Annotated in this window: 14 protein-coding genes; all 14 read left to right on the forward strand. The window is 57.3% G+C overall.

The features are described 5' to 3' along the window. Positions 1-20: 20 nt before the first annotated feature. The 14 genes from UIA24_RS08095 to UIA24_RS08160 all read left to right on the forward strand — a co-directional run bounded on the left by UIA24_RS08095 (position 21) and on the right by UIA24_RS08160 (position 14303). A complete protein-coding gene (locus tag UIA24_RS08095; protein ID WP_102052330.1) occupies positions 21-764 on the forward strand; it encodes a glycosyltransferase family 2 protein in 744 nt (247 codons plus the stop codon). Continuing rightward, positions 761-1039: a lipid-A-disaccharide synthase N-terminal domain-containing protein gene (locus tag UIA24_RS08100; protein ID WP_099774808.1), complete on the forward strand. Its 279-nt coding sequence runs from the start codon at positions 761-763 to the stop codon at positions 1037-1039. The genes UIA24_RS08095 and UIA24_RS08100 overlap by 4 nt, the downstream gene beginning before the upstream one ends. A gap of 11 nt (positions 1040-1050) precedes the next feature. Next, positions 1051-2568, forward strand: a complete 1518-nt coding sequence (locus tag UIA24_RS08105) for an ArnT family glycosyltransferase (protein ID WP_256587988.1) — start codon at positions 1051-1053, stop codon at positions 2566-2568. Between the two features lie 125 nt (positions 2569-2693). Further along, positions 2694-3587 carry an SdiA-regulated domain-containing protein gene (locus UIA24_RS08110; protein WP_330522738.1) on the forward strand — a complete coding sequence of 298 codons (894 nt, stop codon included), beginning with the start codon at positions 2694-2696 and terminating at the stop codon, positions 3585-3587. 34 nt (positions 3588-3621) lie between these two features. Then, on the forward strand, positions 3622-5061 hold the full coding sequence (locus UIA24_RS08115; RefSeq protein WP_330522599.1) for an ArnT family glycosyltransferase: 1440 nt from the start codon (positions 3622-3624) through the stop codon (positions 5059-5061). A gap of 385 nt (positions 5062-5446) precedes the next feature. Further along, positions 5447-5965 carry a histidine phosphatase family protein gene (locus UIA24_RS08120; protein WP_330522600.1) on the forward strand — a complete coding sequence of 173 codons (519 nt, stop codon included), beginning with the start codon at positions 5447-5449 and terminating at the stop codon, positions 5963-5965. 2 nt (positions 5966-5967) lie between these two features. Then, on the forward strand, positions 5968-6810 hold the full coding sequence (locus tag UIA24_RS08125; protein ID WP_330522601.1) for a phosphatase PAP2 family protein: 843 nt from the start codon (positions 5968-5970) through the stop codon (positions 6808-6810). Between the two features lie 64 nt (positions 6811-6874). Continuing rightward, on the forward strand, positions 6875-7264 hold the full coding sequence (locus tag UIA24_RS08130; protein ID WP_330522602.1) for a DUF2946 domain-containing protein: 390 nt from the start codon (positions 6875-6877) through the stop codon (positions 7262-7264). 118 nt (positions 7265-7382) lie between these two features. After that, positions 7383-9464 carry a TonB-dependent receptor gene (locus UIA24_RS08135; RefSeq protein WP_330522603.1) on the forward strand — a complete coding sequence of 694 codons (2082 nt, stop codon included), beginning with the start codon at positions 7383-7385 and terminating at the stop codon, positions 9462-9464. Between the two features lie 187 nt (positions 9465-9651). Beyond that, positions 9652-10251 carry a paraquat-inducible protein A gene (locus UIA24_RS08140; protein WP_065757776.1) on the forward strand — a complete coding sequence of 200 codons (600 nt, stop codon included), beginning with the start codon at positions 9652-9654 and terminating at the stop codon, positions 10249-10251. Next, positions 10248-10892 carry a paraquat-inducible protein A gene (locus UIA24_RS08145; protein ID WP_178081694.1) on the forward strand — a complete coding sequence of 215 codons (645 nt, stop codon included), beginning with the start codon at positions 10248-10250 and terminating at the stop codon, positions 10890-10892. The genes UIA24_RS08140 and UIA24_RS08145 overlap by 4 nt, the downstream gene beginning before the upstream one ends. Beyond that, on the forward strand, positions 10873-12525 hold the full coding sequence (locus UIA24_RS08150; RefSeq protein WP_330522604.1) for a PqiB family protein: 1653 nt from the start codon (positions 10873-10875) through the stop codon (positions 12523-12525). The genes UIA24_RS08145 and UIA24_RS08150 overlap by 20 nt, the downstream gene beginning before the upstream one ends. Positions 12526-12542: 17 nt before the next feature. Then, positions 12543-13106 (forward strand): PqiC family protein, encoded by a 564-nt coding sequence (locus UIA24_RS08155; protein ID WP_065757779.1) that lies wholly within the window; start codon positions 12543-12545, stop codon positions 13104-13106. A 6-nt stretch (positions 13107-13112) separates the two neighbouring features. Beyond that, positions 13113-14303: a cation:proton antiporter gene (locus UIA24_RS08160; RefSeq protein ID WP_065757780.1), complete on the forward strand. Its 1191-nt coding sequence runs from the start codon at positions 13113-13115 to the stop codon at positions 14301-14303. Positions 14304-14402 lie beyond the last annotated feature (99 nt).

The following is a 14402-nucleotide window of genomic DNA, read 5'->3' on the forward strand; positions in this document are numbered from 1 at the left end:
GAAATAGTTGCGGGAGCGTCATGAGCAAGAACATTTACATCTCTGTGCTGATTCCAGCAAAGAATGAAGCGGCAAATCTACCACCTTTGCTGCACGAGATACGTGCAGCTCTCGATGGCGAAGCGTACGAGATTATCGTGGTCGACGATGGTAGTACCGACAACACGCTGGAAAAACTGCGCAACCTGAAAAGCGGCGGTTTCGATCAGTTGAGAATCTTGCATCAGGCGCGTTCGCTCGGGCAGAGCACTTCGATCTATAACGCCGCCCAGGCCGCGCATGGGCACTGGCTGGTGACGCTCGACGGCGACGGCCAGAATGACCCCGCCGATATCCCAAGCATGATCGCATTGGTTCGTGGCAGTGAAGGCGATGCCGACGGCATCAAACTCGTCGCAGGACACCGGGTGAACCGTCGTGATACGGCCAGCAAGCGCTGGGCTTCGCGATTCGCCAATGGCCTGCGCAGCCGCATGCTCAAGGACGCTACGCCAGACACCGGTTGCGGGCTCAAGCTGATAGAGCGGGCAGCGTTCTTGCGCCTGCCCTACTTCGATCATATGCACCGTTACCTGCCAGCACTTATCCAGCGCAATAAAGGCCGAATGCTGGTGCATCCAGTCAATCACCGCCATCGCCAGGCCGGGACCTCGAAGTACGGCAACCTGGACCGTGCACTGGTGGGGATTCTTGACCTGCTGGGTGTCTGGTGGCTAATCCGCCGTACCCGTTTCGACGCCACCCCCCAAGAGGTGGATGTATGAACATTACTCGGGAAACACTCTGGCTCATACTGGGGTTTACCGGGCAGGCTGTCTTTACCGGGCGCTTTTTGCTTCAGTGGATCTATAGCGAAGTCAAAAAACGCAGCCTGATTCCTGTGGGGTTCTGGTACTTGAGCATTCTTGGCAGTGCACTGCTGCTGGTGTATGCGATCTACCGGCAAGACCCGGTTTTCATCGCCGGTCAAGCCTTCGGCTTCATCGTCTACTTGCGCAATCTGCAGCTGATTGCCCGTAACAAAACGCTTAAGGAATAAGCCTGGTGCGTATGTTCACCTCCCACAGGACTGAACGCCTCGCGTTTGCCCTGCTAGCCCTTGTACTGGTGGGCGCCGGCCTCGGCTTGCGTCAACCAATGAATGTCGACGAAGAGCGCTTTCTTGGTGTGGCTCTGGAAATGCTGCAAAGCGGTTCCTGGTTCATTCCACATCGTGCCGCTGAAATCTATCCAGATAAACCGCCGTTGTTCATGTGGGCGGTTGCGTTCTTCACCTGGTTGACGGGCCTGCCAAAGGTCGCATTGTACTTGCCCGGGCTACTTTCGGCGGTCACCGCCACGGTAGTGCTGCATGATCTCGGGCGTCGTTTGTGGAACCGCCGCGTCGGCCGCATTGCTGCCCTGCTCTTCCTTGCCACCTACCAGACCTACAGTATTCTGCGTACTGGCCAGATCGACAGCTTTTTATGCTTGTGGGTGGCGCTGGGCATGTACGGCCTGGTTCGTCATCTTTTGCTTGGTCCCGCCTGGGGCTGGTTCTACCTGGGCTGTGCGGCGATGGGCTTCGGGGTGATCAGTAAAGGGGTCGGCTTTGTCCCCGCGCTCATGTTGATCCCCTACGCCTATGCCGTCAGCAAGGGCTGGAAGGGTGTGGTTGCCATGCCTGGGCAAGGGCGACGCTGGTGGCTGGGGTTGCTGGTCATGCTGCTGGCCATTGCAGTCTGGCTAGTACCTTTGGTGGTAACGGCGCTGTCGAGCGGCAATGCTGCAGAGCTGGCCTATATCAAGGAAATTCTGTTACGCCAAACCGCTCATCGCTACGCCAGTGCATGGGATCACCGTGAACCGTTCTGGTACTTTTTCGTCAAGGTAATCCCGCAGTATTGGCTGCCGATGTTCCTCGCCTTGCCCTGGCTGGTACCGGCGTGGCGCCGGCAACTGCTCAAGCACGACGGGCGTGTGCTGGTATTGCTGGGCTGGGTCATTCTCGTGGTGCTGTTCTTCTGCTTGAGCACCGGCAAACGCAAGTTGTACATCTACCCGGCGCTGCCAGGCCTGGCCTTGGTTGCTGCCCCCTTGGTGCCTTGGTTGCTTCGCCGCTGGTTCGGCCAGCGCCCCATGGGGCGCAAGATTTTCACAGCAGTAGCGATCCTGTGGTTCTGCCTCTGGTTTGCTCGCGGTTTTGTCGAAGCTCACAAGGAAGGTCGCAATCCACATGAAACGCTGATGAACGAGACCGCCGCACTGACCCAAGGTGCCGATCTGGTGCTTGTCAATTGGCGCGAAGGGCACTGGTTGTTCGCGAAGCAGCCAATTATCCACTTTGGCTTCCTTAGCGGATCGAAGATCGACCAGGCTGCCTTATGGTTGCATGAGCATCCCAAGGCCTATGCACTGGTACCCGCCAGTGAACTTGAGCGCTGCTTCCAGGCAGACAAGGCTCGTAAATTAGGCGAAACGTCGCGCGCGCAGTGGTTCCTGGTCGGTGCCGACGCCGATAACGGTAGTTGCCGCCCGGCACCGCCAACCAACGTGTACCGCTTCAGCTGGCACACCAGCCCCCTGTAATTCCTTGATTTGATCACCAGGCCGTCAGCGGCCTGGTTACCTCGTATTGCCTGGAGATTGATGCAGTGATTTCAGTTGCAGGGAAAACAGCGCGTGGGCTACCGGTTCTCGCTACACCGAAGTGGATTGGCGCAGCGTTATTGTTGATCGTGCTCGTGTTGGCCTATACCGCATCGTCACGCTATTTCATACATCAGCAGATCTACGCTCAATTACGCACTGCCTGGGCAGGAGACACGGCGCCTGGTCAGAACATCTGGTTACCTGACTACAAGGTGGTCATTGATGGAAAGGTGGTGGAAAGCACGTTGAGGAATCTCTCAGCCATCACGTACGACTACGATCAGAATCGCCTGCTGGCCATCACCAACAACACGCCAATGGAGTTGTTGGTACTGAGCAAGGCTGGCGATATCGTCAGTCGCTACCCGCTGGAGGGTTTTAAAGACACCGAAGGCTTGGCCTACCTGGGGCACGGCCGTGTGGTGGTAGCCGACGAAGACCTGCAACGACTCAACGTGGTCACCCTGCCGACAGAGGTTCGCCCGATCAAAGCCGATGACACTCAATTCATCAGCCTGGCGATCAATCTTACCAATACAAACAAAGGGTTTGAGGGTGTGACCTACGATGCTGAACATGACCGGTTGTTCGCCATCAAGGAACGGGATCCCCGTCAGCTGTTTGAAGTCACCGGGATGATTAATTCAATAGGGGCGCCACTGAAGATCAAAGTGGCTGACCTTACTTCGTGGGTCGATCGCAGTGTCTTTGCCAGGGATATGTCGGATGGCTACTACGACGCTGCCACTGGCCACATGCTGATTCTGAGTGATCAATCGAAGTCCATCACCGAACTGGATCAGGACGGGAATTTTGTCAGCACTCGTTCACTGCGCGGTGGTATTAGCGACATGAAGCAGAGCGCACCTCAGGCCGAAGGCATGACGATGGACAGTGATGGCAACCTGTATGTGGTCAGTGAGCCGAACCTGTTTTACCAGTTCAAGAAACAGTAAATACACCTGACGCGGCTGTTTGAGGGGGTTGCACATGAAGTTTGCTGCCGGCAACGCAACACGCGCCTTCACCATCATCGCTTTAATGCTGGTCTTGTTATTGCTGTTCTGGGGCTTGGGCAGCATACCGCTCTTGAGTGTGAACGAGGCGCGCCGTGCCGTGACTTCTCGAGAGATGCTGGAAACCGGTCAATGGCTTTTGCCGTATATGAACGGTGATCTGTACCTCTCCAAGCCGCCGCTCTTCTACTGGTTGACGCTGATGTCCTCTCAAATGCTGGGGGCACTGAGCGAATGGAGCCTGCGCCTGCCGTCAGCCCTGTTTGCCGCGCTTTGCTGCGGCCTTGTCTACTGGCAGGGGGTGCGCCTGGCAGGGCGTCAGGTTGGTTTGTTCGCGTTGATTTTTCTTGCTGCCAATGCCGGCTTCAGCCTCTTCGCGCGCCGCGCAGAAATTGAAATGACACTTACGGGCCTATGTTTCATGGCCCTGCTTGCCGCCTGGCAGTACCTGTTTTATGAAGGTCGTCGGGGCTGGGTATGGCTCAGCTACGCCGTATTGGGTTGTGCGCTGCTGACCAAGGGGCCGGTTTGCTTACTGTGGGTGACTGCGCCTGTTTTGGCATTTGCACTCATTACGCGCTCGGCAAAGGCCAAGGCTTACCTGTGTGATGGATGGGGCTGGCTGATCGCCTTGGCAATCGGTAGTTCCTGGTACCTGGCTGTTTCGCTGCAGGAGGGCTGGAGCATTTGGGCCGGCATTCTGAATGAAGATATTGTCAAAAAAATCTCCGGTCAGGGGGCTGAGTCCTGGTATGCCTACCTGTTGTACCTGGCTGGCGACTTCTTTCCATTCTGGCTGGTGTTGCTGGTTCAGCCGCGCCAACTGTGGCGCAGCCTTCGCGAACGCCCCGAGCTGATGCTGCTGTTTTGCTGCAGTGTGCTGCCCTTGGTCCTCTTCTCACTGTTTACCGAAAAACACGCCAAGTACCTGCTACCCACCTATCCGGCGGTTGCATTGCTGCTGGCCTGGCAGTGGAGCGAGGTGTTGTCGCGCGTGGGCAATGCCTGGCGCAAGCTGATGATCGGTCTGCCGCTTGTCGTGCTGGCGGGCTTTACCGTGTTCTATATGGGCTTCGAGTCCAGAGCCTTTGCGCATCGGATCGCTGGGTTCCCACAAATCAGTAGCGCTGCTGCAGCCCATCCTGAACTGCCTGCTTACAGCCTGCTCCCCCCGGATATGCGCCTGGTCTATTACATGGGGCGTCCAGTTGCGACGATAAGTGCCGAGCAGGCGCTGGCACGCACCGAGGCCCCCGGGTTGCTGTTTGTCCAGGCACCACTCCCGGCAGAACTCAACGCACTGCAACCCTGCGTGCTGGCGCAGGTTGAGCCCTATCTGAAACCAAAACGGCGCGCACTGTTGATCGGCCTTGGAACGGCCTGCCCCAAAACACCTCTTTCTGTCACACAGTGACACTACCCTTGTGCTTCCCTGCCCGGGCCTGCCGGGTGGGGACGCGCGGATGAATTGCCAGGTGCTTGACGGCTACTGACCCTTAGCCGTTTTCACACGCCCTTCACACCCGTTTGACGAGTCATTTCTTCCCGCGTCGCTATCTTCTGCGCACAACGCTCTTTCGCGGTGCTTTGCCGCAGCCCCCTCAAAAATATTGCACTGGAGTTGCATGATGCTGCACGCAGTGATTGGCCGGGCAGAAGCCCTTCCGCTTGCGCTACGCCACAAGTACGCGCGCCCTCTCAAACTTGCCGCTGGCCTTGCGGTGGCAGCTGTACTGGGGGCGCTTGCCGTCTGGTTCATGGCATGGCCGCATGTGCCGGACCTCAGCGCCAGCGGTGCGATGGCCAAAGCCGGCGTTTATGAGGGCTGGAAAAAAGGCGAAGTTGTTGTACTGATACGCCACGCGGAACGCTGCGATCGCTCAAAGGCGCCCTGCCTTGCTGCGCCCGAGGGGATTACCATCAATGGTAGCCAGGCCGCTGCACAGGTCGGCAAGGGACTCAAATCGTTTGGTCTTGCGCAAACCGATATTTTCGCCAGTCCTTTGCTAAGGACACAGCAGACAGCTGATTGGATTGTCGGTAATGCGGTCGCCAGTCAAGACTGGTTGAAGCTCTGCGACAAGGGGTTTGCCAACAATGTGCTTGAGCACAAGACGCCCAATCGGAATCTGGTGCTGGTGACTCACAGTGGCTGTATCGATCAGTTTGAACGTGAGCAGAATGTGCCAGGCGGCGAACGCTCGATTGCCTATGCACAGGCGTTGTTTGTTTCAGTCAGTGACAAAGGCCTGCCACGAATTCTCGGTAGCATTTCAGCTGATGAGTGGCAGAAAGTCGCACAGCAAGCGGTGAACTAACAATGCAGGCCATATCGCGTGAAGCGTTTTATCGGGTGAACGTGGGTTATGTCCTGTTGTTTGCGTTGGCGGTGTTTGTCCTGTTCGACCTGGCAGACCTTGACCGTTTATTCAGCGATCTGCTCTATGACCCCGTCACCGGTGTGTTTCCACTTGAACACAACACACTGTTTGAAAAGATCACTCATAAATGGGCCCGGGTAATCCCGGACTGGACAGGTGAAATAGCGATCATCGGCTCGCTGCTGTCGTTTATCTGGCCTCGCCTCGCCCCTCATCCCCAATCGCGGGTCACAACTGTCCTGGAAGCCTTCCGTATCGCGCCCGTGTTGCGCTTTACCACCCGTTATCGCCGCGATTTTCTGTTTGTCCTATTGGCCTTTTCTCTGAGCACGGGTGTTATCCACTACCTGAAAAGCCACACGGGCGTGTATTGCCCCGTAGAAACCACACTGTATGGCGGCAAGGAAATTCGCATGGAGTGGTTCCATAACTTCTCTTTGTGGCAAAAGGCAGGCCCTGGAAGATGTTGGCCAGGGGGTCATGCTTCCGGTGGCTTCAGTATGCTGGCCCTGTACTTCATTGCGCGACGCTACCGTTGGCAACACACTAGAAAGGTGTTGATGGGGGCGCTATTGCTTGGTTTTGTCTTCGGCACGACGCGGGTGCTGCAAGGCTGGCACTTTATGTCCCATACCTTTTGGTCGGGGATATTTGTCTGGCTAAGTACGTTGATGGTCGCACTGGCGCTTTATGGTAGAGAACGTCTGTCCCAGCCGCTCGCCGCGCCGTTGCCAGGAGTGGCCGAATACACTCACGCAGGATGTGACAAAATGGCACACTGACGCGCTTTTACATCTGCGCCCCACTGCGGCTAAATAGTGGCTTCTTAACTCAGCCCTTCCCCTAATGGCCTCGTTGAAACGCATAAGCCCCTGGATTGCCTGCCTGGCTGTGCTGCTCAACCTGCTGGCCATGCCCATAGGCCGTGCGCTACAGACGCAAGATGTGCAGTTGCCGCTGTGGGGCGGTTTCTGCTCCGCAAACCCTTCTACCCCTCGCGTGCCTGCGCTCGACAAACTGATCGATACGCATGCACCCGCGTCACTGAAAATCAGTATGCAGCATGGCGATTGCTGCTGTGGCCACAATGGCCAGGCTGCGTTGCCTTCGCCATACGTTCGGCATGTCTTGGGATTGTTCGCTGTCGATGCCGAACTGCGCAATCCGGTGCTTCCACCATCGTCTCCCCGCCGGCTCTGGCCACGTCTCAACCCCCGCGCCTCTCCTGTTGCCTGATCACTAAGTCCAGTCCTTCCAGACCGTATCTGGCAAGGCATTCATTGCCGGGCCTTGGGCGATTTCGCACCGCCCATTGGCACGATTGAGTTTTCTTGGTTATCAGGACGTATGCGTTATGCCTGCTCCATGTAGTTTGCCGCGTGTAAAACAACGCGTTGTTTCCCGCTCGTTTCTTGCCTTGCTCAGCGCCAGCCTGTCTGCATTTGATCCGCTTTCAATCGCCGTTGCAGCAACCTCCAGCAGCGAAGACTCCACACTCACCCTTGGCACTGTCACTGTTTCAGGTGCAGCAGCAGGCCCCTTGGCAACCAGCAGCGTAGTCAGCTCTGTCGATATTCTTGGGGGTGATATCCTCGAAAAAATGCCAGTCAACTACAGCTGGGAGCTGTTCAGCCGCGCACCGGGGGTGATGCTCACCGAGTTCAACCAAGGCACTACCTCGGGGAAAATTTCTTTCCGAGGCTTCAACGGTGAAGGCGAAGTGAATGCCGTCAAGTTGTTGATTGATGGCATTCCGAGCAACAGCAACGACGGCAACATGCCGTATATGGACATGATTTTCCCCCTCGAACTCGACAGCATCGAGGTGGTGCGCGGCACCAGTGATGCGCGTTACGGTCTGAACAACATCGCAGGCAATGTGAACATGTTGACCCGTACCAGCGGTGACTACACCAAGGCCAGGGTCCGCTATGGCAGCTTCAATACCCAAGAGACCCAATTGGCCAAGGGCATCGAAAGCAGCAACTGGACTCAAAACTACTTCATTGCCTACCAGAAAGCCGATGGCTACCGTGACCATGCCGAGGCTGACCGGTATTCCATGTCAGGCAAGTGGTTCTATACCCCGGACGACGACAGCTACCGTATAGGCCTGATTGCCCGTCACTATGAAACCGAAGCTCAGGAGCCCGGCTACCTGACAGAAGATGACGCCCGCCATCATCCCACTATGACCAACAGCTACAACGCGACGGACAAGGGCACGCGGCGGATGAACCAGGTCAGCCTGCATTTCGATACCGAGCTGACCGACAGCCTGGCCTGGTCGGCTAAAACCTACGTCAATACCTACGATGACCGTCGCTGGACACAGTACTGGCGCACCAGCTCCCAACAGGAGCGCGACACCTATGAAACCCAATACGGTGCCCTTACCTCCCTGACCTGGCGCCCTGAAGTCAACGGGTTGTATGACTTTGCGTTGGAAGGCGGTGCAGATGTGCAACAGCAACAGAACAAGAGTGAGCGTTACAAAACCAAGTCTCGTGTGCGCCAATCCCAGACGCGGGATCAAGCATTCGACTTTGACACGTACGGTGCTTATGTTCAGGCCGAGATCAAACCGTTCGAGTCGTTGAAAATCGTCCCTGCCTACCGGGTCGATAAAATCCAGGGTGATTTCACCAATGAAATGACCGGCACGGATTACGACATCAACGACTACGGGCTGATCAAACAGCCCAAGCTCAGCATTGTTTACTCACCCTGGGCAGTGGCCAGCGTTTATGCCAACTGGGGGCGTACATTTCAGGTGGGTACAGGCGCAGCCGCGTACAAGATTCCTCCGCGTACCACCGACCTGGAACCCTCGATCAATGAGGGCTGGGAAACCGGCGTCAAATTCACCCCGAGTGACTGGGTCGATGGACGTATCGCCTATTGGCAACAGGAGGCCACCGGTGAAGTCAGCCGCCGTCTCAACGACCCGAGCGGAGAATCGGACAACGTTGGTGAAACCCGGCGCTGGGGATACGACCTGCAGGTGAACATGTATCCCAACGAGCGTATCGATTTCTGGATGGCCTACGCCTGGCAATATTCAAAGATCCTGCAGCCCAGTGCGACCTTGCCTGACAGTAAAGGCCAGGAAATCGACCACGTACCGCATCATTTGTACAACGCCGGCGTCAGCTACCAGGCCACACCTGCCCTGCAGTTGACGGCATGGATGAATGGACAGACCAATTACTACCTGGAACGGCAGAACACCCAAGGTACCTACGGCGGTTATGTATTGATGAACCTTGGTGCTGTCTACAAGGTAACCGAGTCGGTCAGTGTCGACGTACAGCTCAAGAACCTGACAAACCGCTATTACGAATACGTCTGGTACGACCCGGATGGCGCCGATGCGTCACTGCACTCACCTGGCGACGGGCGTGCGCTCTACACCGGCATCACGTTTGATCTCTGAACACCCGTTTGCAGTGGGGGCACTCCGCCCCTGCTGCTGCCACCTCAAGCGGGCAGCAAAGTGAAAAACTATGGGGCTACAGTAGCGCTTGGCGATTAAAAACGCGCCGGTTGATTTGCTCAATTGCAGCGCACTTCTATATTGAGCTAGTGACAGCGGTTCCTCGCCCTTTGCTAGAGCACAGATCATGGTGAAAACTGATCGTCTGATCATTTGCGAACACTGTGACTGCGTGTACGAAAAAGTCACGCTTGCCAAACATCAGAAAGCCTTGTGTCAGCGTTGCGGCGCAGTGCTTCAACGCTACAACGGAATGACCTTGCAGCAACGTCTGGCGTTGAGCCTTACGGCGGCAGTGCTGTGGATTTTCGCCAACTTCTACCCGGTCATGAGTATCAGCCTGCAAGGCCTGAGCAACAGCGCAACCCTCTGGGATTCGGTGCGGGCCTTGAGTAACGGGCCTATCACTTTCATTGCACTCGTGGCAGCCATCGCCATCATCATCGCGCCGCTCTTTCAACTCGTGCTGTTGATCTGGGTGCTGACCTTTGCGATGGCCGCCAAACGCTCTCCGGCATTCAAGCTGTGCATGCGTTGGCTTGAGACCTTGAGGCCTTGGAGCATGCTTGAGGTGTGCCTGCTTGGCGCGATGGTCGCAGTTTTCAAACTGGCGGGCATGTTGGATGTGCTGCCCGGTATAGGCCTGATTGCCCTCGCTGTGTTGAGCTTGCTGATCATAAGGGTTGCCGGGCGCGATGTTCGCGAACTGTGGGAGATGTTGCCGTGAGCACGCCTGCACTCGCCGCCGAGCTGAACCTTGCCCTGTGCCATGCCTGCAACATGGCTTGCGACATGACCGATCACCCGCACACCTGTCCTCGCTGCGGCGCGGCGCTGCACGTACGCAAGCCTGATGCGTTGGCCCGCACCTGGGCCTATATGCTTGCCGCCTTGATCTTCTATATCCCTGCCAACCTTTTACCGGTGATGAACACGAGCCTGTTCGGCAGTGGTGCCGACAGCACGATCATGAGTGGTGTCATCGAGTTCTGGGGGCACGGCGCCTGGGACATTGCTTCGATTATCTTCATCGCCAGTATCGCCGTACCCGCGACCAAATTCGTCGCCTTGACCCTGCTATTGGTCACCGTACAACGCCAGAGTGACTGGGCCCGCAGAGAGCGAGCGCAGCTCTACCGCTTCGTCGAGGTCATTGGCTACTGGTCAATGCTCGACGTCATCGTGGTCGCCCTGGTGGCGGCACTGGTCAAGTTTCAGGCACTTGGCGACATTGAACCGCGCCCGGGCATTCTCTTCTTCGGCCTGGTGGTGGTGTTCACCATGCTTTCGGCGATGAGTTTCGACCCGCGTCTGATATGGGAACCCAAAAAAACCGAGGAGCGCATGGATGAAGCCAGCAACCCCTGATAGCCAAGCCATGCCCGGCCAGCCCAGCATCAAGACCCGCCGCGTCAGTGTTTCGGTGGTGTGGATTGTTCCGATCATTGCAGTCCTGGTGGGCATTTCCCTGGTGGTGCATAACTGGCTGCAACAAGGGCCTGTCATTACTGTCACCTTCAAGACCGGTGAGGGGCTGACCGCCAACAAAACGCCGGTGAAATACCGTAACGTCGTGATTGGCCAAGTCACTGACGTCCAGTTGAGCAGCGACCAGAAAAATGTGACTGCAACCCTGAAACTGGATAAACAGGCGGAACACTTTACCCGCACCGGTTCGCAGTTCTGGGTCGTGCGTCCACGCATAGGCGCCGGCGGTGTTTCTGGCATCGACACGCTGCTGTCCGGTGACTTCATCGGTGCCGATGTCGGTCAAGGTGAGGGGCGATCCAAGGCGTTCAAAGGCCTGGAGGTGCCTCCTCCCATCACCTACGGCGAGCCGGGAAAGCGTTTCATACTGCGCGCGCCTGACCTGGGTTCGCTTGGCATTGGCTCGCCTGTGTATTACCGCAAGATTCCCGTCGGCCAGGTGGTGTCCTACACCCTGGCGCCCGATGGCAAGGGCGTGGACATTGAAGTGTTTGTCCATGCGCCCAATGATGCCTTCGTCACCAATGACACCCGTTTCTGGAACGCCAGCGGCGTCGACGTCGAACTCAGCGCTAATGGGTTTGCGGTGAGCACTGAATCGTTGTCTTCCTTGTTGGTCGGCGGTATCGCCTTTCGTGCACCGGACTACAGCCCTGACGACCGGCCAGCACTTGAGGATTCTCCCTTTGAACTGTTTGCCGACCAGGAAACCGCCCTCGCCCCACCTAACGGCAAGGCGCAGTACCTGTCACTGCGTTTCGATGAAGCACTGCGCGGCCTGAAGGTCGGCGCTCCGGTGGAGTTTCTTGGCATCGACATCGGCAAGGTCGTCTCGGTCAACCTGGACTACGATGAGCAGCGCCACAGCTTCCCGGCGAACATTGGCATTGTGATCTATCCGCAACGCTTGGGGCCCGCTCACGCCAAGATGCTCAAGGCGCTCAAGCATGATCCCAGTGACGAACAGGCAAGCGTACGCCTGTTCGGCACCTTCATCGACAATGGCCTCAGGGCTCAGGCGCGCAGTGGCAATCTGCTGACCGGGCAGTTGTATATTGCGCTGGATTTTTACCCTGATGCGAAGAAGGTGGTCTTCGATCCAAACGCGCGCCCCGTCAGCTTGCCTACGGTGCCAGGAAGCCTGGAGCAACTGCAGGAAAAATTTCAGTCAATGCTCGACAAGCTGGACAAACTTCCACTGGAGCGCATCGCCAACAACCTGGACAGTAATCTGGTGGAACTGCGCAAGGGCCTGCAACAGTTCAACAGCAACACGCTGCCGGGTGTTCACGGCACATTGCAAGAAATCAGCAAAACCCTGCAATCGGCAAATACGACCCTGGCCGACGACTCGCCACAACGAGAACAGCTCAAGCAAACCCTGGATGACGTGGGGCGTATGTCGCGCTCCCTGCGGGAGCTGTCGGACTATTTCGGGCGTCATCCCGAGTCGCTGTTGCGCGGCAGACCCAAGGATGCACCCGCAGAAAACCTGGAACCCTCGCGTAACTGATTGCAGGAGTTTGCACCATGCGGCTACCGCTCAAACCATTGTCGATCGCTTTGGCACTGTTGCTCACAGCGTGCCGCAGCGATCCGATTCACTATCACACCCTGATGCCAACCCAGGCCCCCGCCGTATCGGGCTCCAGCCACCTCGATATCCAGATTGAACGGCTCAGTCTGCCGCCGCAGGTCGACCGCCCGCAAATTGTCGTTCGCCAAGGCAACAGTGGCCTGGCCGTTCTGGAGACAGAATGGTGGGGCGCGAGCCTCGCCGACGAACTGCAAAGTGCGCTTGTCGATTTGCTCCCCAGCAATGGTGCCTCGCACAAGATCGGCTTGAGGCTGGATGTTCAGCGATTCGACTCGGTGCCTGGGCAATACGCCTTGCTCGAGACCAAATGGCGGCTTCGCGCGTTGACCACAGGGGACAACACGCCCTCCTTGAGTTGTCGGAGCGTATTCAGAACGGCCTCGGGGGTAACGATTGAGGACTTGGTTGCCGCGCACCAGCATAACGTTCAAGCGCTGGCAACGTTGATTACACAAGCAGCCAGTGACGGGCGCAGTACCTGTCCATCGCCACAGTAACCGCACATGTACCAGAACCTTGCGCTATTCACAGCCTTCCTGCTGGTTTACAGCATTTTCGCCGGGCGTTTCGAGAAGCGGCTGTTCAATGGCCCCCTGGTGTTCATGCTCGTGGGGATCGTACTCGGCCCTGCGCTCTTGGGCATTCTGCAGCCGCGGATAGACAAGGATGGCCTCAGGGCATTGGCAGAATTGACCTTGGCCATTGTATTGTTCAGCGATGCTGCCAATGCAAACCTCAAGGTACTGCGCGCCCATGAGGGGTTGCCGTTACGCCTGCTGTTGATCGGTCTGCCGCTGACCATCGTACTGGGCTGGTTGGTGGGGCTCTGGGTCTTCCCGCAGGTACGGCTGATAGAGCTTGCAATCCTGGCAACCCTACTCGCGCCTACCGACGCGGCGCTGGGAAAAGCCGTCGTCACCAATCCGAAGGTCGCCGAACCCGTGCGCGAGGGGCTTAACGTAGAAAGCGGCCTTAACGATGGGATTTGCGTACCGGTACTTTTGCTTTTTCTGGCGTTACTGGTTGAGGAACAAGCGCAGCATCCGGTTCTACTTGCCCTGGAACTGGTCGCCGAAGAGCTGGGCATTGGTGCGCTCAGCGGGGTACTTCTCACGCTCATCGCCTGGCAACTACAAAAGCTCTCCTGGAAACATCAGTGGCAAATGCAGGTATGGTCGCAACTCACCCTGCCGGGGCTTGCGGTGCTGTGCTTTGCCACGGCGCAAGTGCTGGGTGGCAGCGGCTTTATTGCCGCATTCGTCGGCGGCCTGCTTGCCGGGTACCTGTTCAAGGATCAGAAGCATCACCTGCTTCAGGCCAGCGAAGAGTTTGCCAGCCTGCTCTCGGTGCTCACCTGGGGCGTATTTGGTGCGGTGGTAATACCGAAAGCGTGGAGCAGCCTGACCTGGGATATTTGGCTATACGCCCTGCTCAGCTTGACCCTCGTCCGTATGCTTCCCGTGTTACTGTGCCTGCTGGGAACGCGCTTCGACCTTGAGACGCGCCTGTTCATGGCGTGGTTCGGCCCGCGAGGGCTGGCGACAATTGTCTTCGCGGTGATGATCATTGACTACCCACTGGCGTCCACCAGCACCTTGGTCGCCACCGCCATTTGTACCGTTCTGCTGAGTGTGCTGTTGCATGGTCTGAGCGCCAACCCGTGGGTGGCCCGCCTGGTCCGTCGTACACCCTGAGTGAAGTGAGCACACATACCGTTCAGGCGCCGACTATCGGCAACGCATATCGGATGGCAGTGGCTACGCTTCACTCCAATAGAGCTGTGTAGCGCAAAG

The sequence above is a fragment of the Pseudomonas sp. AL 58 genome (genome assembly GCF_036348395.1).
In the GTDB taxonomy this organism is placed as follows: Bacteria; Pseudomonadota; Gammaproteobacteria; order Pseudomonadales; family Pseudomonadaceae; genus Aquipseudomonas; species Aquipseudomonas defluvii.

Coding starts and splice junctions, on each gene's coding strand:
- UIA24_RS08095 (WP_102052330.1), top strand. CDS start 21: ATGAGCAAGAACATTTACATCTCTGTGCTGATTCCAGCAAAGAATGAA.
- UIA24_RS08100 (WP_099774808.1), top strand. CDS start 761: ATGAACATTACTCGGGAAACACTCTGGCTCATACTGGGGTTTACCGGG.
- UIA24_RS08105 (WP_256587988.1), top strand. CDS start 1,051: ATGTTCACCTCCCACAGGACTGAACGCCTCGCGTTTGCCCTGCTAGCC.
- UIA24_RS08115 (WP_330522599.1), top strand. CDS start 3,622: ATGAAGTTTGCTGCCGGCAACGCAACACGCGCCTTCACCATCATCGCT.
- UIA24_RS08120 (WP_330522600.1), top strand. CDS start 5,447: ATGGCCAAAGCCGGCGTTTATGAGGGCTGGAAAAAAGGCGAAGTTGTT.
- UIA24_RS08125 (WP_330522601.1), top strand. CDS start 5,968: ATGCAGGCCATATCGCGTGAAGCGTTTTATCGGGTGAACGTGGGTTAT.
- UIA24_RS08130 (WP_330522602.1), top strand. CDS start 6,875: ATGGCCTCGTTGAAACGCATAAGCCCCTGGATTGCCTGCCTGGCTGTG.
- UIA24_RS08135 (WP_330522603.1), top strand. CDS start 7,383: ATGCCTGCTCCATGTAGTTTGCCGCGTGTAAAACAACGCGTTGTTTCC.
- UIA24_RS08140 (WP_065757776.1), top strand. CDS start 9,652: ATGGTGAAAACTGATCGTCTGATCATTTGCGAACACTGTGACTGCGTG.
- UIA24_RS08150 (WP_330522604.1), top strand. CDS start 10,873: ATGAAGCCAGCAACCCCTGATAGCCAAGCCATGCCCGGCCAGCCCAGC.
- UIA24_RS08155 (WP_065757779.1), top strand. CDS start 12,543: ATGCGGCTACCGCTCAAACCATTGTCGATCGCTTTGGCACTGTTGCTC.
- UIA24_RS08160 (WP_065757780.1), top strand. CDS start 13,113: ATGTACCAGAACCTTGCGCTATTCACAGCCTTCCTGCTGGTTTACAGC.